Origin of the sequence: Streptomyces sp. NPDC003247, from assembly GCF_042888135.1 — a bacterium.
GTDB lineage: Bacteria > Actinomycetota > Actinomycetes > Streptomycetales > Streptomycetaceae > Streptomyces.
In genome coordinates, this window is the sequence record NZ_JBIAPF010000008.1 from 252,739 (window position 1) to 273,170 (window position 20,432).

General features: G+C 73.3%; 16 protein-coding genes. 6 read left to right on the forward strand and 10 right to left on the reverse strand.

The genetic code is table 11. The features are described 5' to 3' along the window. Positions 1–117 precede the first annotated feature (117 nt). A complete protein-coding gene (locus ACFYWQ_RS27380; protein WP_389519795.1) occupies positions 118–852 on the forward strand; it encodes a FadR/GntR family transcriptional regulator in 735 nt (244 codons plus the stop codon). A 78-nt stretch (positions 853–930) separates the two neighbouring features. After that, positions 931–1,665: a gamma-glutamyl-gamma-aminobutyrate hydrolase family protein gene (locus ACFYWQ_RS27385; RefSeq protein WP_389520077.1), complete on the forward strand. Its 735-nt coding sequence runs from the start codon at positions 931–933 to the stop codon at positions 1,663–1,665. A 159-nt stretch (positions 1,666–1,824) separates the two neighbouring features. On the opposite strand, the gene ACFYWQ_RS27390 is transcribed toward ACFYWQ_RS27385, so the two are convergent. Further along, entirely contained in the window at positions 1,825–2,808 is a 984-nt protein-coding gene (locus ACFYWQ_RS27390) for a LysR family transcriptional regulator (RefSeq protein ID WP_389519797.1), read from the reverse strand. Between the two features lie 70 nt (positions 2,809–2,878). Between ACFYWQ_RS27390 and ACFYWQ_RS27395 the strand changes: the two genes are divergently transcribed. Then, on the forward strand, positions 2,879–4,018 hold the full coding sequence (locus ACFYWQ_RS27395) for a TDT family transporter (protein ID WP_389519798.1): 1,140 nt from the start codon (positions 2,879–2,881) through the stop codon (positions 4,016–4,018). Between the two features lie 19 nt (positions 4,019–4,037). Here the strand turns inward: ACFYWQ_RS27395 and ACFYWQ_RS27400 are convergent, their stop codons facing one another. From ACFYWQ_RS27400 to ACFYWQ_RS27410, 3 genes are all read right to left on the reverse strand, one after another. Beyond that, a complete protein-coding gene (locus ACFYWQ_RS27400) occupies positions 4,038–4,604 on the reverse strand; it encodes a helix-turn-helix domain-containing protein (protein ID WP_389519800.1) in 567 nt (188 codons plus the stop codon). A 448-nt stretch (positions 4,605–5,052) separates the two neighbouring features. Then, positions 5,053–6,867, reverse strand: a complete 1,815-nt coding sequence (locus tag ACFYWQ_RS27405) for an ABC transporter permease/substrate binding protein (RefSeq protein ID WP_389519802.1) — start codon at positions 6,865–6,867, stop codon at positions 5,053–5,055. Then, positions 6,860–7,942, reverse strand: a complete 1,083-nt coding sequence (locus tag ACFYWQ_RS27410; protein ID WP_389519804.1) for a glycine betaine/L-proline ABC transporter ATP-binding protein — start codon at positions 7,940–7,942, stop codon at positions 6,860–6,862. Before ACFYWQ_RS27410 ends, ACFYWQ_RS27405 begins: the two co-directional genes overlap by 8 nt. 259 nt (positions 7,943–8,201) lie before the next feature. Between ACFYWQ_RS27410 and ACFYWQ_RS27415 the strand changes: the two genes are divergently transcribed. The 3 genes from ACFYWQ_RS27415 to ACFYWQ_RS27425 all read left to right on the forward strand — a co-directional run bounded on the left by ACFYWQ_RS27415 (position 8,202) and on the right by ACFYWQ_RS27425 (position 11,881). Continuing rightward, entirely contained in the window at positions 8,202–9,131 is a 930-nt protein-coding gene (locus tag ACFYWQ_RS27415) for a 5'-3' exonuclease H3TH domain-containing protein (protein ID WP_389519806.1), read from the forward strand. Positions 9,132–9,273: 142 nt separating this feature from the next. Further along, positions 9,274–10,119, forward strand: a complete 846-nt coding sequence (locus ACFYWQ_RS27420) for a siderophore-interacting protein (RefSeq protein WP_389519808.1) — start codon at positions 9,274–9,276, stop codon at positions 10,117–10,119. A gap of 808 nt (positions 10,120–10,927) precedes the next feature. Next, on the forward strand, positions 10,928–11,881 hold the full coding sequence (locus ACFYWQ_RS27425; RefSeq protein ID WP_389519809.1) for an RluA family pseudouridine synthase: 954 nt from the start codon (positions 10,928–10,930) through the stop codon (positions 11,879–11,881). Here the strand turns inward: ACFYWQ_RS27425 and ACFYWQ_RS27430 are convergent. From ACFYWQ_RS27430 to ACFYWQ_RS27455, 6 genes are all read right to left on the reverse strand, one after another. Continuing rightward, positions 11,875–13,500 (reverse strand): cytochrome P450, encoded by a 1,626-nt coding sequence (locus ACFYWQ_RS27430; protein WP_389519810.1) that lies wholly within the window; start codon positions 13,498–13,500, stop codon positions 11,875–11,877. The genes ACFYWQ_RS27425 and ACFYWQ_RS27430 overlap by 7 nt on opposite strands. A gap of 46 nt (positions 13,501–13,546) precedes the next feature. Continuing rightward, positions 13,547–14,167 carry an ATP/GTP-binding protein gene (locus tag ACFYWQ_RS27435; protein WP_389519812.1) on the reverse strand — a complete coding sequence of 207 codons (621 nt, stop codon included), beginning with the start codon at positions 14,165–14,167 and terminating at the stop codon, positions 13,547–13,549. After that, the gene (locus tag ACFYWQ_RS27440) at positions 14,148–14,543 is read right to left on the reverse strand and encodes a DUF742 domain-containing protein (protein WP_389519814.1); all 396 of its coding nucleotides are present in this window, start codon (positions 14,541–14,543) and stop codon (positions 14,148–14,150) included. Before ACFYWQ_RS27440 ends, ACFYWQ_RS27435 begins: the two co-directional genes overlap by 20 nt. Beyond that, the gene (locus tag ACFYWQ_RS27445; RefSeq protein WP_389519815.1) at positions 14,540–14,947 is read right to left on the reverse strand and encodes a roadblock/LC7 domain-containing protein; all 408 of its coding nucleotides are present in this window, start codon (positions 14,945–14,947) and stop codon (positions 14,540–14,542) included. Before ACFYWQ_RS27445 ends, ACFYWQ_RS27440 begins: the two co-directional genes overlap by 4 nt. Next, on the reverse strand, positions 14,944–16,578 hold the full coding sequence (locus tag ACFYWQ_RS27450; RefSeq protein ID WP_389519817.1) for an ATP-binding protein: 1,635 nt from the start codon (positions 16,576–16,578) through the stop codon (positions 14,944–14,946). Before ACFYWQ_RS27450 ends, ACFYWQ_RS27445 begins: the two co-directional genes overlap by 4 nt. Before the next feature lie 789 nt (positions 16,579–17,367). After that, positions 17,368–20,217 (reverse strand): DEAD/DEAH box helicase, encoded by a 2,850-nt coding sequence (locus ACFYWQ_RS27455; protein WP_389519819.1) that lies wholly within the window; start codon positions 20,215–20,217, stop codon positions 17,368–17,370. Positions 20,218–20,432: the final 215 nt, after the last annotated feature.

Here is a 20,432-nt window from a genome sequence, read left to right on the forward strand (position 1 = left end):
GAGGGCCTCCTCAGGCTTCCTCTGCGCTGCGGTGTGCGGGGATCTGGCGGGTTCGCGGGGCGGCCGGGAGCCTAAGGTATGGGTGAGAACCATTGCTTGGGAAGGGGGCGCGGCCAGATGCCGGTGGACGCTGACAGCGGCGCGGACGACCGGTTGGCGCCGGTGCTGCGGCCGGTGCGGGCGGGGAACGGCTTCGAGGAGGCGCTGGAGCAGATCCTCCAGGTCGTCCGGCTGGGCCTGGTGCCGGGCGGGGAGCGGCTGCCGGCCGAGCGGGACCTGGCGGAGCGGCTCGGGATCAGCCGCGTGACGCTGCGCGAGGTGCTCAAGGTGCTCCAGGAGCAGGGGCTGGTGGAGTCCCGCCGCGGCCGGTACGGCGGAACGTTCGTGCTGGCGCGCGCGGACGCGGCCGGGCAGGACGAGCTGCGGCGGCGGGTCGCCGCGACCGACATCGAGGACGTGCTGCGCTTCCGGGAGGTGCTCGAGGTGGGGGCCGCCGGGCTGTGCGCGGAGCACGGTCTCACCGAGGAGCAGCGGAGCCGGCTGCGCCGGGCGCTGGCCCGCACCCGGGACGCACCGCTCACCGACTACCGCCGCCGGGACACCCTGCTCCACCTCACCCTGGCCGAGCTGTGCGGCTCCCCGTCGCTGACCGCGCAGTACGCGGCGGTCCGGGCGACGGTGAACGACCTGCTGGACTGCATCCCGCTGCTCGTGCGCAACCTGGAGCACTCGCAGCGCCAGCACGCGGCCCTGGTGGAGGCCGTGCTGGACGGCGACCCGGCCGGGGCGCGGGAGGTCATGCGGGAGCACTGCGCCGGAACGGCCGCCTTGCTCAGGGGCTTCCTGGCGTGACGGCCGGACACACCGGGCATGCTCCAATGGTTCGATCCGCGTCCATTCGAACGAGGGGGTGAGCGAGGCATGGCGAGGGTGACGGGCAGGCCGTTGATCGGCGTCAGCACGTATCTGGAGGCCGGGGCCCGCTGGAGCGTCTGGGAGCTGGACGCGGCGCTGCTGCCGGCCGGGTATCCGCGGCTCGTGCAGCGGGCGGGCGGGCTGGCCGCGATGCTCCCGCCGGACGCGCCCGAGCACGCGGCGGCGACCGTGGCGCGACTGGACGGTCTGGTGATCGCGGGCGGCCCGGACGTGGAGCCGCTCCGCTACGGCGCCGGACGCGACCCCCGTACCGGCCCGCCGGCGCGGGAGCGGGACGTCTGGGAGCTCGCCCTGATCGGCGCGGCACTGGCCGCGGGCGTCCCCCTGCTGGGCATCTGCCGGGGCATGCAACTGCTGAACGTCGCCGTCGGCGGCACGCTGGTGCAGCACCTGGAGGGGCACGCGGAGTCCGTCGGCGTCTTCGGCCGGCACCCGGTGAAGCCGGTACCCGGCACTCTGTACGCCGCTCTCGTCCCGGAGGAGACCTCCGTGCCGACCTACCACCACCAGGCCGTGGACCGCCTCGGCACGGACCTGGTCCCGGCGGCGCACGCGACGGACGGCACGGTGGAGGCCGTGGAACTGACACCCGACGCCGGCGGGTGGGCGCTGGGGGTGCAGTGGCACCCGGAGATGGACGAGGACGTACGGGTGATGCGGGGGCTGGTGGCGGCGGCAGGCGGGGGTGCCGGAGGGGCCTCCGTCACCACCGGCCCCCGCCACCACTAGCCCGTCCGGCGCTTGAGGACGAGGCCCGTTCAGGGCCGACAGCGGGGGTCCGGGGGCGGCAGCCCCCGGGGACGATGGGGGTCCCCCCGCTCGAGCGAAGTCGAGAGTCGGGGAGGGAAGGGGCGGCGGGGGCGAAGAAACCCCCACCGCCCCCGCCCCTCACCCCCGCGTCAACGACAACAACTCCCGCGCCGGCCCCGTGGGCCGATGCCCCGTCGGCCACACCGCGCGCAGGTCACGCGCCAGCAGCACCCCCTCCACCGGCACCCTGACCAGCCGCCGCATCGCCAGCTCCTCCCCCACCGCCAGCTCGCTCAGCACCGCCGGCCCCGCCCCGCTGACCGCCGCCGCCTTGACCGCCGTCGTCGAGGACAGCTCGATCAGCGGCCGGGCCAGACCGCCCAGGGCCGCGTCCAGCACCTGCCGGGTGCCCGACCCCTTCTCCCGCAGGATCAGCGGGGTCGACGCCAGCTCCCGCGCGGCCAGCGGGCGCCGCCGCCGGACCCACGGATGGGCGGGCGCGGCGACGACGATCAGGCGGTCGTGGGCGATGACCGCCGAGTCGAGCCCGGACGGCACCGTCAGCCCCTCCACGAAGCCCAGGTCCGCCTCCCCGGCCAGCAGCCGCTCCGCCACCGCGGTGGAGTTGCCCGCGAGCAGCGACACCGCGGTGTCCGGCCGCTCCGCGCGCAGGGCGAGCAGCCACCCGGGGAGCAGGTACTCGGCGATGGTCATGCTGGCCGCGACCCGCAGCCGCGAGTCCCGCCGGTCCCGCAGCGCCTGCGCGCCCGCGTCGAAGGCCTGCGCGGCCTCGACGACCCGGCGTGCCCAGTCCGTGACCAGCGCCCCCGCGTCGGTGAGCCGGGAACCCCGTGGCGAACGGTCCACCAGGGCCACCCCGAGCTGCCGTTCCATGGAGCGGATCCGGCTGCTGGCGGCCGGCTGGGTGATGCCCAGCTCCCGCGCGGCCGCGCCCAGGCTGCCCAGCCGGGCCACCGCCAGCAGCAGTTCCAGCGCCCCGAGGTCCGGAACCCGGTGCGCGATCGAGCCCGCCGGTCCCGCCGGTCCCGGCGGCCCCGGCGGCCCCGGCGCACGCGCCCCCTCCTCCGTGCCTGTCCCTGTCTCCGTCTGCCCACTGGCCATAAGCCCAGTTTATGCCCCCATAGACACATCCTCCCTGGTCGCGGGCGCCTGCGGGCGTCAGGGTGGGACCATGATCACCGCCGTGCGCCATCTCGGCCCGAACTGGTACGCCACCGTCATGGGCACCGCCGTCGTGGCCACGGCCGGCTCCGCACTGCCCCGGCCGGCGCCGAGGCAGGCCTGCACCGCCCTCTGGGCCCTCTCGCTCGCCCTGCTGCTGACCCTGCTCGTCGCGCGCGCCCTGCACTGGCGCCACCACCGCGACCAGGCCCGCGCCCACCTCCTCGACCCGGCGGCGGCTCCCTTCTACGGCTGCCTCGCCATGGCCCTGGTCTCCGTCGGGGGCGCCACGCTCACCGTCGGCCGGGACTGGATCGGCACCGGGGCGGCCGTCGCCCTCGACGCCGTCCTGTTCACCGCCGGTACGGCCGTCGGTCTGGCCGGCGCCGTGACCGTGCCGTACCTCATGGCCGTACGCCACCGCGTCGAGCCGGGGCAGGCCACGCCGGTGTGGCTGCTGCCGATGGTGGCGCCGATGGTGGCGGCGGCGTCGGGGCCGCTGCTGGTGCCGCACCTGCCGGCCGGGCAGGCGCGGGAGACCCTGCTGCTGGCCTGTGTCGCGCTGTTCGGTCTGAGCCTGCTCGGCACGCTCGTGATGCTGCCGGTGGTCTTCGGCCGGCTGCTCACCGGCGGACCGCTGCCCCTCGCGCTCACCCCGACGCTCTTCTTCGTCCTCGGACCGCTCGGACAGTCCACGACGGCCGCCGGCGCCTTCGCGGAGGCCGCGCCGGGGGCGGTGCCCGCGCCGGACAGCCGCGGCTTCGCCGTCCTCGCCGTCCTCTACGGCGTGCCCGTCATGGGGTTCGCCCTGTTGTGGCTGTGCCTGGCCACCGCCCACGTGGTGCGGGCCCGGCGGCACGGGATGGGCTTCACGATGACGTGGTGGGCGTTCACCTTCCCCGTCGGCACCTGTGTGACCGGGGCCGCCGCCCTGGCCCGGCACACCGGCCTGGTCGCCTACGAGGCCCTCGCGACGGGGCTGTACGTGGTCCTGGTCGCCGTCTGGGCGGTCGTCGCCGCGCTGACCGTGCGGGGAGTGGTCGGCGGCACGCTGCTCGCGGCGCCCCGGCCGGTGCTGCCGGCGCCCCGGCCGGCGGACGACGCGCCCCGGCGCGCGGCGGACCGCACCACGTCCGGCGCCGTCCGCTGACCGACGCGCGGGCCGGCCGCTACCGCCTGCGGTCCCGGACCGCCTCGATGTGCTCGGCGACCGCGACGACGACCACCCGGGTGTCCGGGACGGTCGCCCGCCAGCGGTGGCGCACCCCGCCGGTCAGGTACAGCGTGTCACCGCGGCCGAGGCGGTAGGCGCGGCCCTCCGCCTCGATCTCCACGGCGCCGTCGGCCACGTACATCAACTGGTCGTTGCGGTACTGGAACTCGCGTCCCGCCTCGTGGTCGCCGGTGAACTCCGAGGCGTGCATCTGGTGATGGCCGCGCACCAGGGAGCGGGAACGGGGCCCGGGGCCGGGCGCGGCGAGCTCGGCGCGGACGACGTCGACGCTGCACGCCGGGTCGGCGGCGGCGAGGAGCTCGACGGCCGTGGTGCGCAGCGCGTCGGCCACCTTCTCCAGGGAGCTGGTGCTGGGCCGGGCCCGGTCGTTCTCGATCTGGCTCAGGAAGGGCACGGACAGGCCGCTGCGCTCGGCCACGACGGCGAGCGTGAGGTCCAGGGACCGGCGCCGCCGCCGGACGGCCGCGCCCACCCGGAGGGGCTGTTCTTTGTGGTCGCCCATCGCTCCGGCTCCCTCCTTCGCTCGTCGCTCCGACTCACCGAGTGCCCCGCTTCGGGCGCCCGTCCTCTGATGAGTTCTCTGCACCCTACGCATGTTCGGCAAACCGTTTCATGTGCCCGTCACATCGAGGACATACGGCGTCACGAGCGACCTCACGGATCGCGCCAGTCGATCATCGCCGGGAGACCCCGGGCGGGGACGTCGCGCGCGTTCTCCTCTTCAATGCCCGGACGGGCCGTGGTGTTCCCGTGTCGTCGCGGTCCACGATCCCCGCTGGTGGAGCGACCGGCACGCCCGGTCGGCACATGGCCGAGTCCGGGCATGGGCGTGGCTCTGCGTGGTTGGCCGGATCGTTGCCGTGCAGAACGACGCGAGGGGCGGGCCCTCCGTACGCGTCGGACGTGTACGGCGGGCCCGCCCCTCGCCGGGCGGTCGCGGGGCTGTCAGGTCACCCGGCCGCCCTGCTCTGCGCCCCCGCGCCGGTCACCGGCGCCCACTGGTCCAGCAGACCGGGGTTGTCGTTCAGCCAGGTGCGGACGGCGTCCTGCTCCTTGCCCTTGCCGGACTTCTGGATCTGCGCCTCCAGCGCGGTGAGCTGCTGCTCGGTCATCGAGAAGTCCTTGAGCCACTCGCCGACCTCGGGGTTGTCCCCGGCGAAACCCTTGCGGGCCAGGGTGTGCACGCCGTCGCCGTCGCCCCAGGCGCCCTCGGGGTCCTTCAGCTTCTTCAGGTCGTACTCGCTGTACGCCCAGTGCGGGGACCACAGGGTGACGAGGATCGGCTCCTTCTTGGCGTACGCGCGCTTGAGCTCGGCGAGCATGGCCGGGGTGGAGCCGTCGACGACCTCGTAGCTGCCGTCGAGGCCGTACTGCTTGAGGACCTTGTCCTTGAGCAGGCCCATCATGCCGGCACTGGGCTCGATGCCGGTGATCTTCCCGTCGAAGCGGGAGGCCTTGCTCTTGAGGTCCGCCAGCGAGTTCACGTCCTTCATGTACGAGGGGACGGTCAGCTCGAGGGAGGTGGGGCCGTACCACTGCCCGAGGTCGTCGAGCTGCTTGCCGTACTTCTTCCAGTACTCGGCGTGGGTGGTGGGCAGCCAGGAGTCGGTCTGGAAGTCGATCTGCCCGGTGGCCAGGCCCGTATAGAGGGGGCCGGCGGCGTACTGGGTGGTCTTCACCTCGAAGCCGCGCCGCTCCAGCAGTTCCTTCCAGAGGAAGGTGGAGGCGATGCCCTCGTCCCAGGGGATGTAGCCGATGGTGATCTCCTTGCCCCGGCCCACGTTCCCGGCCGAGGCCTCGGCGCTGCCGGAGCCGGAGCCGAAGACGCCCATGCCGCCGGCGACGAGGGCGAGGACGACCACGCCGACCGTGGCGACGGAGGCGCGCGGGCGGTACGACCAGACCGTGGTGCGGGCCTTCGCGGCTGCCCGGCGGCCGAGCGGGGAGATGCGGGTGCCCAGGGCGCCGGTCATCCGGTCCAGGTAGATCGCGAGGACGACGATGCCGAGGCCCGCCTCGAAGCCGAGGCCGATGTCGAGCTGGCCGATGGCCTCGTTGACGGCGCCGCCGAGACCGCCGGTGCCGACCATGCCGGCGATGACGACCATCGACAGGCCGAGCATGATCACCTGGTTGACGCCCGCCATGATCGTCGGCAGGGCGAGGGGCAGCTGGACCCGCAGGAGCGTGTCGCGCGGCGTCGTGCCGAACGCCTCGGCGGCCTCGACGAGCTCGGCGTCGACCTGGCGGATGCCGAGTTCGGTCATGCGCACGCCGGGTGCGAGGGCGAAGATCAGGGTGGCGACGACACCGGCCGGCACACCCATGCCGAAGAACAGGATCGCCGGGATCAGCAGGACCATCGACGGCATCGTCTGGAGCAGGTCCAGGACCGGCCGCACGGCCGCGCTGACGGCCTTGGAACGGGCGGCCCAGATGCCCAGCGGCACGGAGATCACCAGGGCGATCACCGTGGCCACGAGCACCAGGGACAGCGTCGACATGGCCTCCTCCCACAGATCGAGGGAGACGATGAGGGCGAACCCGGCGAAGCCGAGGACACCCGCGACCAGGCCGCGCAGCCACCAGGCGAGCACCGCGAGGATGCCCGCGAGCAGCAGGGGCTGGGGGGCGTTCAGGAGGCCGTCGAGACCGTCGTACATGCCTTCGACGACCGCTTTGAGCGCGTCGAAGAGCCAGGACATGTGGGCGACGAGCCAGTCGACGCCGGAGTCGACCCAGTCACCGAGGTGCAGCCTAGGCACGGGCGGCCTCCTTCCCGTGGGCGCGCGGACTGCCGCAGGGGACCTCCGCGGCCCGCTCGTCGCCGAGGAAGCCGACCAGACGGCGGCGCGGGACGACGCCGACGAGGCCGCGGCCGGAGTCGAGCACGGCGACCGGGTGCGGCACCCGGGCGCTGAGCGCGCACAGGACGGTGAACGGTGTGTCGGGGGTGGCGGTGGCGCAGTCGCAGTCGGCCTCGTCGCCGCGGACGCCGGTGTCCATGACCGCGGAGGCGGTCAGCACGCGGGAGCGGTCGACGTCCTGGATGAAGGAGGCGACGTAGTCGTCGGCCGGGCGCACGAGGATGTCCTCGGCGGTGCCGTTCTGCACGACGCGGCCGTCGCGCATGACGGCGATGCGGTCGCCCAGGCGCATGGCCTCGTTGAGGTCGTGGGTGATGAACACGATCGTCTTCTTCAGCGTCTTCTGGAGCGTGAGGAGCTGGTCCTGCATGTCGCGGCGGATCAGCGGGTCCAGCGCGCTGAAGGACTCGTCCATCAGCAGCAGGTCGGCGTCGGTGGCCAGGGCGCGGGCGAGGCCCACGCGCTGCTGCATGCCGCCGGAGAGCTCGTCCGGCCAGGACTTCTCCCAGCCGGCCAGGCCGCACAGCCGCAGCGCCTCGGCGGCCCGCCGTTCGCGCTCGGCCCGCGGCACGCCCTGGACGGCGAGGCCGTAGGCGGCGTTGTCGAGGACGCTGCGGTGCGGGAAGAGGGCGAAGTGCTGGAAGACCATGCTGATCTTCTTGGCGCGGACCTCGCGCAGGTCCCGGTCGCTGAGCGCGGTCAGGTCCTCACCGTCGAAGAGGACGCGCCCGGCGGTGGGCTCCAGCAGTCCGTTGAGCATGCGCAGCAGCGTGGACTTGCCGGAGCCGGACAGGCCCATGACGACGAAGATCTGGCCAGGGTCCACGGCGAAGGAGGCGTCGATGACGGCGGCGGTGGTGCCGTCGGCGCGCAGCTCCTCCCGGTCGGCTCCGCCGCGGAGCCGTTCGACCGCCTCGTCCTGTCGTCTGCCGAACACCTTGTAGAGATGTTCGGCCTCAAGCCTGGAGGACACACGTACCTTCTCTGATCGGGGACAGGGGCGGAGGGACACCGGGCCCTGAGGCCCTGTGCCGCACGGCCGGGACCGCACGAGAACCTCGTGAGGACCTCGTGAGGACCGCTAACTGTTGAAAGCGCAACCGGCACCGCTCCGAGGCGGCGCCTGCCCGGACCGAACCGGGGCAAACGCATGAGTGGGCCAGTTCACATGGCTCTCACAAGCTCCACAGGGGTGAACGCGGACGCCGTGCGGGGGGCTCCGGTGGGGCATGATGCGTGACGTGACCGGACGACTGATGCTCCTCGACACCGCCTCGCTCTACTTCCGCGCCTACTTCGGCGTCCCGGACTCGGTGAAGGCACCGGACGGCACACCGGTGAACGCCGTACGCGGTCTGCTCGACTTCATCGACCGCCTGGTCAAGGACCACCGGCCCGACGAACTGGTCGCGTGCATGGACGCCGACTGGCGGCCGCGGTGGCGGGTCGACCTGATCCCCTCCTACAAGGCGCACCGGGTCGCGGAGGAGCGCACGGCGGGCCCCGACGAGGAAGTGGTCCCGGACACGCTCTCGCCGCAGGTGCCGGTCATCGAGGAGGTGCTGGACGCCCTCGGCATCGCGCGGGTGGGCGTCGCGGGGTACGAGGCGGACGACGTCATCGGCACGTTCACCGCGCGGGCGAAGGGACCGGTGGACATCGTCACCGGCGACCGCGACCTGTACCAGCTGGTGGACGACGCGCGTGGGGTGCGGGTGCTGTACCCGCTCAAGGGCGTCGGGACGCTCCAGGCGACGGACGAGGCCTGGCTGCGCGAGAAGTACGGCGTCGACGGCCGCGGCTACGCCGATCTCGCGCTGCTGCGCGGCGATCCCAGCGACGGCCTGCCGGGCGTCGCCGGCGTCGGGGAGAAGACCGCGGCCAAGCTGCTGGCCGAGTTCGGCGACCTGGCCGGAATCATGGCGGCGGTCGACGACCCCGCGGCGAAGCTCACACCGACGCAGCGCCGGCGGCTCACCGAGGCGCGGCCGTACCTCGCCGTCGCGCCGAAGGTGGTCCGGGTCGCCGACGACGTGCCGCTGCCGGAGGTGGACACCGCACTGCCCCGCGCACCGCGGGAACCGGCGACACTGGAGGGGCTGGCGGAGCGCTGGGGACTCGGCGGATCGTTGCAGCGGCTGCTGACCACGCTCGCCGCGTAACCATTGTTCTCGCGGGGACGGATGGTTGTTTCTGTGGCCGAAAGTCACTCTCGGTCGGAGGGGCGACGCACACCACCATGAGCATCACCGGGGGGTGGATGCTAACTTAGGTAAACCTAACCAAACGCACTGGGAGGCCGTCATGGCAGAACGTCCGGCACGGAAGCCGCGGAAGCCCCATTCCGCGCAGGTCGTCCGCACCGAACGGCTCACCCCGCACATGCAGCGCGTGGTCCTCGGCGGCGAAGGGCTGTCCGAGTTCTCCGCCGGCACCTGCACCGACCACTACGTCAAACTGCTCTTCGCCCCCGAGGGCGTGACCTACCCGGAACCCTTCGACATGGAACGCATCCGGGCCGAGTTCCCCCGCGAGCAGTGGCCGGTGCCCCGGACGTACACCGTGCGCCACTGGGACGCCGAGCACCGCCAGCTCACCCTGGACTTCGTCATCCACGGCGACGAGGGCCTGGCCGGGCCCTGGGCGGCCCGCGTCCAGCCGGGCGAGACCGTCCGCTTCATGGGCCCCGGCGGCGCCTACACCCCCGACCCGGCCGCCGACTGGCACCTGCTCGCCGGTGACGAGAGCGCCCTGCCCGCCATCGCGGCGGCACTGGAGGCCCTGCCCGCCGGTGCCGTGGCCCACGCGTTCGTCGAGGTGTCCGGCCCCGAGGAGGAGCAGAAGATCGACTCCGACGTGGAGGTCGTCTGGCTGCACCGCGGCGACCGGCCCGTCGGCGAGAAACTCGTCGAGGCCGTCCGGGCGCTCGCCTTCCCCGAGGGCCGACTGCACGCCTTCGTGCACGGCGAGGCCGCGGCGGTGAAGGAGCTGCGCCGGCTGCTCCGCGTCGAGCACGAGGTCCCGCGCGAGGACCTGTCGATCTCCGGCTACTGGCGGCTCGGCCACAACGAGGACGGCTGGCAGGCCTCCAAGCGCGAGTGGAACGCGAACGTCGAGCAGGAGCAGGAAGGGTCGGCACCGGCGGCCTGAGCCCCCCGCGAGCGGCCCGCACACGGAGGGCGGGCCGCGCCGTCCCCGACGGCCCCGCGCGTGCGGACACCCCACGCGCCGGCCGTCCGGTCCACGGCGGGACGTGCCGGCCGGTGCCCTCCGGACCGTGACCGTCCCGGCACCCCGTCGACGACGCGATGCCCGGCCCCGGCGGTGACGCCGGCCCCGCAGACCGAAGGCACTACCGCGCCGAGCGACCACGACGCGGCCGCGACCGCCCTGCACCGCAGCCCCCGCCCCGCCCCGAGGCGCCGACCGCCGTCGTCGTCGTACGGCCGTCCCCGCGGGCCCGGCCCGCCGCCGTCACCCCGGCCGCCGCGGTGATTACCGGCCACCGCCGCCGCACCGGCCGCAGTCGCCGTCGTACGGGCCACCCCCATGAGCCCGGCCGTCACCATCACACAGACCGCTGCCGAACCTACCGGCCACCGCCGTCGTACCCGCCGCAGCCGCCGTCATACGGGCCACCCCCATGAGCCCGGCCGTCACCATCACACAGACCGCTGCCGAACCTACCGGCCACCGCCGCCGTACTGGCCACCCCTGTCAGCCCGGCCGTCACCATCACACCGGCCGCCGTCGTACCTACCGGCCGCCGTCGTACCTACCGGCCGCCGCCGTACGGGCCTCCCATGAGCCCGGCCATCACCGTCCCGCCCGGCCCCCGCCGCCGTACCGGCCGCCCGCCCCACCGGCGCCTTCCCGCACCTTCCGCACCTTCCCGCGCCGTGCCGTGCCTTCCCGCGTCGGCCGGCCCGCGGCCCCGTTCGCCGTACGCTTGGTCCCGATGAGACGCCGTACCCCTCCCCCGCCCTCGCCCCTCCCCCAGCGCGACGGGGTCGACGCGGTGCGGGTGCGGCTGCCGGGGACGGGGCGGTGGGCGACCGTGCGGGAGCATCTGCGGGAGCGGTTCGGCGCGGCGCGGGCCGGGCTCGTCGAGGAGATGTTCGCGGCGGGGCGGATCGTCGGGGCCGACGGTCGGGCGGTGGCGCCGGACGCGGCCTACGTGCCCGGCCTGTTCGTGTGGTTCCACCGGGAGCTGCCCGCCGAGGAGCCGGTGCCGTTCCCCCTGGAGGTCGTGTACCGCGACGACCACGTCGTCGTCGCCGACAAGCCGCACTTCCTCGCCACCACCCCGCGCGGCGGCCATGTCACCGAGACCGCGCTGGCACGGCTGCGGCGCGAACTGGACCTGCCGGCGCTCGGCGCCGCCCACCGCCTCGACCGCCTCACCGCCGGGCTGGTGCTGTTCACCGTGCGCCCCGAGGAGCGCGGCGCCTACCAGACCCTGTTCCGCGACCGGCGGGTGCGCAAGGTGTACGAGGCCGTCGCCCCGTACGATCCCGCGCTCGCCCTGCCGGTGACCGTACGCAGCCGGATCGTGAAGGAGCGCGGCACGCTGACCGCCCGCGAGGTGCCGGGCGAGCCGAACGCGGTCAGCCGCGTCGAGCTGGTCGAGCACCGGCCGGACGGCCTGGCCCGCTACCGGCTGACGCCGCGGACCGGGCAGACCCATCAGCTGCGGGTGCACATGACCGCGCTGGGCGTCCCGATCCTCGGCGACCCCCTCTATCCCGAGGTGGCCGCCCCCGCCCCGGCCGGCGACTTCCGGCGCCCGCTGCAACTGCTGGCGCGGGAGCTGGAGTTCACCGATCCGGTCACGGGGACGGCCCACCGGCTGCGGAGCGGGCGCACGCTGGGCGCCTGGTCGTCGTACGACGACTGGGACGGCGGTCAGTAGCCGCGCCACCAGGCCAGGAAGCGGCGCCAGGCGTTCGGTCCGCGGGCCGGTTCCGGTGCGGGCGCGGCGGCGGGCGCCGGTGCCGGGGCGGCCCCGGGGCGGGGTGCGGTTCCCGGCAGGGGCTGGGCGGCGCGCGGCGCGGCGGCGGAGCCGGAGGCGGCCGGGGCGGGAGCGGCCGTCCCGTGAGCCACCGGGCGCGGGGCCGGCGTTGCGGGAGCGGCCGCCCCGGGACCCGCGGGCGCGGGGTCGGCCGGCGCCGGCCGGGGTTCGAGGGTGATCGGCGGCAGGTGGGGGCGCGGCTGCGGTACCAGGCCGTGGCTCGGCTTGGCGACGATGTCCTGCTGGGACTTCGGCTCGAACCGGACCGGCAGCTCCGTCAGGTGCCGTGAGGCGATCGACGTCGTCCAGCGCAGGTCCTCCTCCTCGCAGTCGAGCTGGATGTCCGGCAGCCGCATGAGCAGCGCGTCGACGCCGACGTCGGCGATGGCGCGGCCGATGTCCTGGCCGGGGCACTCGTGCGGGCCGCCGCCGAAGGCGAGGTGGGACCGGTTGCCCTGCATGTTGGCGGCGAGGTCGGGACGCACCCGCGGGTCGACGTTGGCCGGCGCGGGCGCGAAGAGGAGACCGTCGCCCTTGCGGATGCGCTGGCCGCCCAGCTCGGTGTCCTGCTTGGCGAAGTAGCCGAGGATCGCGCTGAACGGCGGCTCGTCCCACAGGGACTGCTCGACCGCCTCCGGCACCGTCATCTGCCCGCCGTTGAGCTGGGCGACGAACCGCGGGTCGGTGAGGACCATGCGCAGCGCGTTGGAGAGCAGGTTGACGGAGGCCTCGTAGGCGGCGAACAGCACCAGGCGCAGGTGTTCGCGGACCTCGTCGTCGGTAAGGCCGGCCGGGTCGGCGATGAGGTGGCTGGCGAAGTCCTCGTCGGGCCGGGCGCGACGGCGGGTGGCGAGCCGGCTCACCGCCTCCATGACGTGGGAGTGGCTGGCGATCGCGGTGTCGGTGCCCTTGAGCGCGTCGCGGGCGGCCTGCACCATCCGGTCGTCGTACTCCTCGGGCATGCCGAGGATGTGGCACATCACGGCCATCGGGAGGTGCTCGGCGAACTGGCCGACCAGTTCGGCGCGGCCCTCCTCGCAGAAGCGGTTGACCAGGCGCTGGCTGGATCGGTAGATGTACCGGCGCAGGCTGCGGTCGTCGATGGTGGCCATGGCCGCGGTGACGGCGCCGCGCAGCCGCTTGTGCTCGTCGCCCTCGGCGTGGGAGCAGATCGGCTGCCAGGTGATGTGCGGCATCAGCGGGTGGTCGGGCTTGATCGTGCCCTCACGCAGCGGGTTCCAGACGCGGATGTCGCGGGTGAACTGCGAGGGCGCGCGCACCATGTGCAGGTTCTCGGCGTGGCCGAGGACCACCCAGATCGGTACGTCGTCGTGGAGGAGCGCGGGTGCCACCGGGCCGTGCTGCTCGCGGAGCCGCTCGTAGAGGTCGTTCAGGTCCTCGGCGCCGGGGCCGTAGAGGCGGTGCAGTCCGCCGGGGCCGCTGCCGTGCGCGGGGCAGCCGGGGGGCGGGTCGAGGGCGAGGTCGTGCGGGCCGGTCGTCGGGGGGTGTTCAGGCGTCACAGGAGGTCGCTCCGAAACTGTGGGCGAACGGGGGTGGGGGGGCGGGTCAGGTGAGGCTGCGGGTGAGCGCCAGGGAGTGCAGGAAGCGCATCAGGGTCATCAGCACGTCACGGCTGGAGGCCCGGCGGCGTACGTCGCACTCGATGATCGGGACCTCGGGCGGCAGGTCGAGCGCGGACCGCAGGTCGTCGACGGGGTAACGGGGCCCGTCGGGGAAGGTGTTGACGGCGACCACGAACGGCACGCCGCGCTCCTCCAGCCGCCCCATGACCTCGTAACTGACCTCGAGGCGGCGGGTGTCGACCAGGACGACGGCGCCCAGCGCGCCTTCGAACAGTCCGTGCCACAGGAACCAGAACCGCTCCTGGCCGGGCGTGCCGAACAGGTAGAGCACGATCTGGTCCGTGATCCGGATACGGCCGAAGTCCATCGCCACGGTGGTGGCGGTCTTGGACTCGGAGCCGTGGTCGTCGTCGACGCCGATGCCGGCCTGCGTCATGGTCTCCTCGGTGGTCAGCGGTCTGATCTCGCTGACGGAGCCGACCATGGTCGTCTTGCCGACGCCGAAGCCGCCCACGATGACGATCTTGGCTGCCGCCGTGGTGGTGTGCGGCAGGTGATCCTCGGCCCGTGGTCCGGGGATCGTGTCAGAGCCTTTGAAGTCCATGCATCACCGCTTCGAGAAGGGAACGGTCGGCAACCTGCTGCCGGGCGATCGGGGCGCGCGCCTGTACGAGGTCGGCCGCCAGCATCTCGGTGAGCAGCACCGTCACCACGCTGAACGGCAGGCCGAGATAGGCCGAGACCTCGGCCACCGACAGCGGGGCCTGGCACATCCTCAGCACCGCCGTCTGTTCGGGGGTGGCGGAGGAGGGCGGTTCGGCGTGCGCCACGACCAAGGTCACCAGGTCGAGGGGGGCGCGTTCACCGTCCGCGCCCGAGATGACGTACAGCCGCTCGACGTTCTTGCGCTCCCCGTCCTGCGGGCCCGGGGCGGGAGGTTCCGGCAGAGGGTGCCGCCGCTGGCGTTGCGGAGGCGTCATACGCTCTGCCCGTTGTACCGGGGCGGGGTGGTCAGATGGGCGCCGATGCGGACCACGAGGTCGCGCATCATGCCGCTCATCCGGCCGGCCTCGCAGCGCACGTCGGCGAGGACCGCGAGGTAGGCGTTGGCGCCGGCGGACATCAGGTAGAAGTAGCCGCCGTTCAGTTCGATGACGACCAGCTGCATCTCGCCGTCGCTGGAGTGGATCTCCTGGGCGACGGCACCGGCCAGGCTCTGCAGGCCCGCGCAGGCGGCGGCGACGCGGTCGGCTGCGTCGGGGTCGCCGGCGTAGCGGGCGATGCGCAGTCCGTCGGCCGACAGCACGACGATCATCTCGATGCCCGGAACTCCGTCGTAGAGCTCCTTGAGCAGCCAGTCGAAGTTGGCGCGCTGCTGGATCACGTGAGGTCCCCCTCGTCGTCGGCCCCGGTCGTGGCCTGGTCGTCGATCAGGTGCAGGTATGCGGTGGGATTGCGGGTGAAGTCGGTGGGGTGGACGTCCGACGGGATGTCCTTCTTCAGGCCCTCCCAGAAGGCCTCGAAGTGCACGCCGGGTTCGGTGCCGTCCTTCTTGGCCACGGGCTCGGGCCGGGCCTGGGCGAAGGGGTCGGGCCTGCCCTCGCGCGCGGCGGCCTCGGCCGCGTCCTTGGCCGCGTACGCCTCGCGGTAGATCTCGCTGATGGGGACCGTGGCCTTGCTGCGGCGCTGGGGCAGGCCCTTGTCGGTCCACTCGGTGATGACCGGGATCTCGTCGTCGTCCAGGGAGACTCCGGCCGGGATGCGCGGGTTGGTGGGGCGGCGCTTCTTGGGCGGCCGCTTGGGGCCCTCGATGTTGCCCAGGTCGATCTGCGGCACGGAGGTGGCGCCGATGCCGTGGGCGAACCCGGGGGCGGGGTCGGTGGTGAGCATCTCGCTGGGCACGACCAGCACGGCGCGGACGCCGCCGTAGGCCGAGGTGCGCAGCGACACCTGCATGTTGAACGACGTGCACAGGCGGCCGACGACGGCCAGGCCCAGGCGCGGGGTGCCGCCGACGTCCTGGATGTCGACGCCGGCCTTGGCCAGTTCCAGCATGCGTTCGGCCTTGGCGCGGGCCTCCTCGCTGAGGCTGACGCCGGCGTCCTCGATCTCGATCGCGATGCCGGTCTGCACCTCGACGGCGTTGACGTGCACCTTGCTCTGCGGGGGCGAGTAGCGGGTGGCGTTGTCGAGGAGTTCGGCGGCCGCGTGGATGAGCGGTTCGACGGAGAGACCGCGGATGTTGACCTTGGCGATGGAGTCGAGCTGGATGCGCCGGTACTCCAGGATCCGGGACATGGCGCCGCGCAGCACGCTGTAGAGGGGGACCGGTCCGGGCCAGTTGCGGCCGGGGCGGCCGCCGCCGAGCACGCCGACGGAGTCGGCGAGGCGGCCGATCAGCGCGTTGCCGTGGTCGATGCGCAGGAGGTCGTCGAAGACCTCGGGGTTGCGGCCGTGGTCCTCCTCCATCTCCCTGAGTTCCGCGGCCTGTTGGTGGACGATGGCCTGGACGCGCCGGGCGACGCTGACGAAGGAGCGCTGGGCCGAGTCGCGCAGGGCTTCCTCGTGGTCGACGATGTCGAGGATCTTCTTGATGACCTGGCGCTGGCCGTCGCCGAGTTCGTTGAAGGCGGGGTCGACCTCGGCGAAGTGCAGCATCACCTCTCGGGGGGAACTGCCCTTGCGCAGCCACTCCACCGCCTGCGGCACGAAGTACCGGGCGATGCGGACGTTCTGCTCGTCGTGAGCGGTTTCCCGTCGCTCCAGATGGGCGACGCGCAGGTCCTTCTCCGCGCGCAGCTCCCGCAGATGCCGGCCGCGGCGGACCGACTGGGCCCCGCTCGCGATCACCAGAAGGGTCGCCACAGCTCCGCAGACGCCGACGGCGAGCCGGGCCGACGGTGCCACGAGGGCGGCGGCCGCTCCGGTCGCCGCGGCCATCAGTATCGCCGGTGGTACCAGCACACGGGCGGGGGCCGGTTCGCGGCGACCGGGTGGGGACTGAACACTCACCATATGGGCACCCTCTGTAGGGACATGTCGGCATCTTCGGAATGATGGGGAACAGGCGCACGAATTCACCCCAACTCGGTGCGCCGCGGGCGAGCTTAGTCCGACCGGATCATCGCTGTGTCATATTCGGCGACCGCCTGAAATCGGGCGGCTGCGTGGAGTAACCTCGACCGTTTCGCACACTCCGATTGCGCTCGAACACGGTGTGTAACGGCGAACGGGCGTACGGACGAACTCACCGGGACGGATGAACCGAACGACGCGAGGGCCCGTCGCGCCTCCCCCGAGGGCCGTCTACGCGCCGGACCGGGCCGCCGGTGGAACGGGTGAACTCGCGGACGGGTGCTCGACCGACGAGCGGGGACGGAGGCGGTCGTCCCGACGGGCCGGGAGAGGCAGGGGAGCGCGGGGACGCCGAGGCGTCATGACGGGACGCGCTCAGGGGTTCACGGCGCGCACGCCGTCGCGTCAGCCGGAACTCGCCCCGGGGGCGGCCGACGGGCGACGGCAGCCGGCGCACATCCTCACCGGGCCGCGCGGCCACCCCGGCGCACGAGTACGACCGCCCGCGCGAGCACCCGCTCCCGAGCCCACCGCCCCCTGTCACGGCCGGCTCCGGGCACGCCGCCCGGCACCGTCGCACTGAGGCCACTGGATGCGCGTACCGGTCGAGGGGAAAGGGGGCGGGCGGTCGGGGGCGAGGGTTGTCGTCCGCCTCGCTCGGCCGGTCGTCCCGAATCCGCGCAGGAAGGGGCGGATTCGGGACCCTGCCGCGGCCCGGACGGCCCGGGTTCAGCCCACCGACGAGTAGGCCACGACGCCGCGCAGCAGCCCGTCGACGGCCTTGCGGGCGGTCTTCGCCACGCTGGAGCCCTCCGGGGGAGCCGCCGCCGCGATCTGCCCGAGCACGTCGATCACCTGCTTGCACCAGCGCACGAAGTCCCCGGCCGGCATCTCCGCCTCCCGCAGCACCTCGTCGAGCCCCTTGCCGGAGGCCCACATGTACGCGGCCCAGGCGAAGCCGAGATCGGGCTCGCGCTGCCCGACCCCCTCCGTCTGGTTGATCCGGAAGTCCTCCTCCAGGGCGTCCAGCCGGCCCCAGATCCGCACCATCTCCCCCATCGCGGCCTTCGCCTTGCCGGAGGGCAGCTTGGGGGCCATGGCGTCGTCACCGACCCGCGCCTCGTACACCAACGCCGAGACACAGGCGGCGAGCTCGGCCGGGGCCAGCCCTTCCCAGACGCCGGCCCGCAGGCATTCGCTCGCCAGGAGGTCCAGCTCGCCGTACAACCGGGCCAGCCGTCTGCCGTGTTCGGTGACGTCGTCGCCGCGCAGGTAGTCCAGTTCGGTCAGCAGTGCCACGATCCGGTCGAAGGTACGGGCGATGGTGTTCGTCCGGCCCTCGATGCGCCGCTCCAGCTGCGAGGTGTCGCGCAGCAGCCGGTGGTAGCGCTCGGCCCAGCGGGCGTGGTCCTCGCGTTCGGCACAGCCGTGGCAGGGGTGCGCGCGCAGCGCGGTGCGCAGCCGGGCGATCTCCCGGTCGTCCGCGGCCTGGGACCGCTTCTTGCGGGCCCGCTCCGGCGGAATGTGCCCGGCCTTGCTGCGCAGCGCGGAGGCCAGGTCCCGGCGGGACTGCGGCGAGCGCGGGTTGAACGTCTTCGGGATCCGCATCCGCTCCAACGGCTCGACCGGCACCGGGAAGTCGATCGAGGCGAGCCGCTTGACCTGCCGTTCGGCGGTTAGCACCAGCGGGCGCGGCCCGTCGTGGTGGTCGAAGCCGCGGTGGCCGTTGGCCCGCCCGGCGGGCAGGCCGGGGTCGAGGACCAGCGCCAGGCCGGCGTACTTGCCGGTGGGCACGTGGATGACGTCGCCCGGCTTCAGCTTCTCCAGCGCCACGGCCGCCTCGGCCCGCCGCTGGGCGGCGCCCTGCCGGGCCAGCTCCGTCTCGCGGTCCTTGAGTTCGCGGCGCAGCCGGGCGTACTCCTCGAAGTCGCCGAGGTGGCAGGTCATGGAGGCCTTGTAGCCCTCCAGGCCCTCCTCGTTGCGCTGCACCTGCCGGGAGATCCCGACCACCGACCGGTCGGCCTGGAACTGCGCGAACGACGTCTCCAGCAGCTCACGCGAGCGGTGCCGCCCGAACTGCTCCACGAGGTTGACCGCCATGTTGTACGACGGCTTGAAGCTGGAGCGCAGCGGGTAGGTGCGGGTGCCGGCGAGACCGGCCACCTGGTCGGGGTTCATGCCGCGCTGCCAGAGCACGACGGCATGGCCCTCGACGTCGATGCCGCGCCGGCCGGCCCGTCCGGTCAGCTGGGTGTACTCGCCGGGGGTGATGTCGGCGTGCTGCTCGCCGTTCCACTTGACGAGCTTCTCCAGTACCACCGAGCGGGCGGGCATGTTGATGCCGAGGGCGAGGGTCTCGGTGGCGAAGACGGCCTTGACCAGGCCGCGCACGAAGAGTTCCTCGACGACCTCCTTGAAGGTCGGCAGCATGCCCGCGTGGTGGGCGGCGATGCCCCGTTCCAGGCCTTCGAGCCACTCGTAGTAGCCGAGGACGTGCAGGTCCTCGCGGGGGATGGCGGCGGTGCGCTCCTCGACCAGGGCGCGGACCCGTTCCCGCGCCTCCTCGTCGTTGAGCCGCAGGCCGGCGTAGAGGCACTGCTGGACGGCGGCCTCGCAGGCGGCGCGGCTGAAGATGAAGGTGATGGCGGGCAGCAGCCCCTCGGCGTCGAGGCGTTCGATCACCTCGGGCCGGCCCGGCGTCCACACCCGGGAGCGCTGCCGGCGCTCCCGTTCGCGGTCGGCCTCCCGCATCCGCCCGCGCCGGCGGTCCTGGTACGACGGCCTGCTCGCCTCCATGCGGGCCAGGCGCGCGAGGTCGGGGTTGACGGCCTTGCGGTGGCCCTCGCCCTCCTCGAACAGGTCGTACATCCGCCGCCCGGCGAGCACGTGCTGGAACAGCGGCACGGGCCGGTGCTCGGAGACGATCACCTCGGTGTCGCCGCGGACGGTGTCCAGCCAGTCGCCGAACTCCTCGGCGTTGGAGACGGTCGCGGAGAGCGAGACCAGGGTCACCGACTCGGGGAGGTGGATGATCACTTCCTCCCAGACGGCGCCGCGGAAGCGGTCGGAGAGGTAGTGCACCTCGTCCATGACCACGTACCCGAGGCCGTAGAGGGTCTGCGAGCCGGCATACAGCATGTTGCGCAGCACCTCGGTGGTCATCACGACCACCGGGGCGTCGGAGTTCACGCTGTTGTCGCCGGTGAGCAGGCCGACCTTGGCGGAGCCGTAGCGGCGGCACAGGTCGGAGTACTTCTGGTTGGACAGCGCCTTGATGGGCGTCGTGTAGAAGCACTTCTTGCCCTGCTGGAGGGCGAGGTGGACGGCGAACTCGCCCACGATCGTCTTGCCGGAGCCGGTGGGAGCGGCCACCAGGACGCCCTTGCCCGCCTCGAGCGCCTGACAGGCCTCGATCTGGAAGGGGTCGAGGCCGAAGTCGTACATCTCGCGGAAGGAGGCGAGCGCGGTGGCCTGCTCGGCTGCGCGCCTGCGCGCAGCCGCGTACCGCTCGGCCGGTGAGAGGTCCTCTGTCATCGTGCTTTCGAGCGTACCGGGCCGCACTGACAACAGGACGATCATTATCCGGATCTGCTGCTGTAAAACGTCGATCCGTGCAGTTCAGGGGGTCGTGGCCGGCGATGTCCGCCGTGCCGGTACGGTCCGGTGCGGCCGGCCGCGCCCGTGACACGGAAGCGGCCGGCGGCGCCGTGCGGGCGCCCCGGCCGCGGCCCGCGGTGGGGTGAGGAGGCGGGTGGTCCCGACGGTCGCGCGAGTGACCTCGGGGAGTGCCCGCC

Coding starts and splice junctions, on each gene's coding strand:
- ACFYWQ_RS27380 (WP_389519795.1), top strand. CDS start 118: ATGCCGGTGGACGCTGACAGCGGCGCGGACGACCGGTTGGCGCCGGTG.
- ACFYWQ_RS27400 (WP_389519800.1), bottom strand. CDS start 4,604: ATGGGCGACCACAAAGAACAGCCCCTCCGGGTGGGCGCGGCCGTCCGG.
- ACFYWQ_RS27390 (WP_389519797.1), bottom strand. CDS start 2,808: ATGGCCAGTGGGCAGACGGAGACAGGGACAGGCACGGAGGAGGGGGCG.
- ACFYWQ_RS27415 (WP_389519806.1), top strand. CDS start 8,202: ATGCGTGACGTGACCGGACGACTGATGCTCCTCGACACCGCCTCGCTC.
- ACFYWQ_RS27450 (WP_389519817.1), bottom strand. CDS start 16,578: ATGGTGAGTGTTCAGTCCCCACCCGGTCGCCGCGAACCGGCCCCCGCC.
- ACFYWQ_RS27395 (WP_389519798.1), top strand. CDS start 2,879: ATGATCACCGCCGTGCGCCATCTCGGCCCGAACTGGTACGCCACCGTC.
- ACFYWQ_RS27455 (WP_389519819.1), bottom strand. CDS start 20,217: ATGATCGTCCTGTTGTCAGTGCGGCCCGGTACGCTCGAAAGCACGATG.
- ACFYWQ_RS27440 (WP_389519814.1), bottom strand. CDS start 14,543: ATGACGCCTCCGCAACGCCAGCGGCGGCACCCTCTGCCGGAACCTCCC.
- ACFYWQ_RS27435 (WP_389519812.1), bottom strand. CDS start 14,167: ATGGACTTCAAAGGCTCTGACACGATCCCCGGACCACGGGCCGAGGAT.
- ACFYWQ_RS27425 (WP_389519809.1), top strand. CDS start 10,928: ATGAGACGCCGTACCCCTCCCCCGCCCTCGCCCCTCCCCCAGCGCGAC.
- ACFYWQ_RS27420 (WP_389519808.1), top strand. CDS start 9,274: ATGGCAGAACGTCCGGCACGGAAGCCGCGGAAGCCCCATTCCGCGCAG.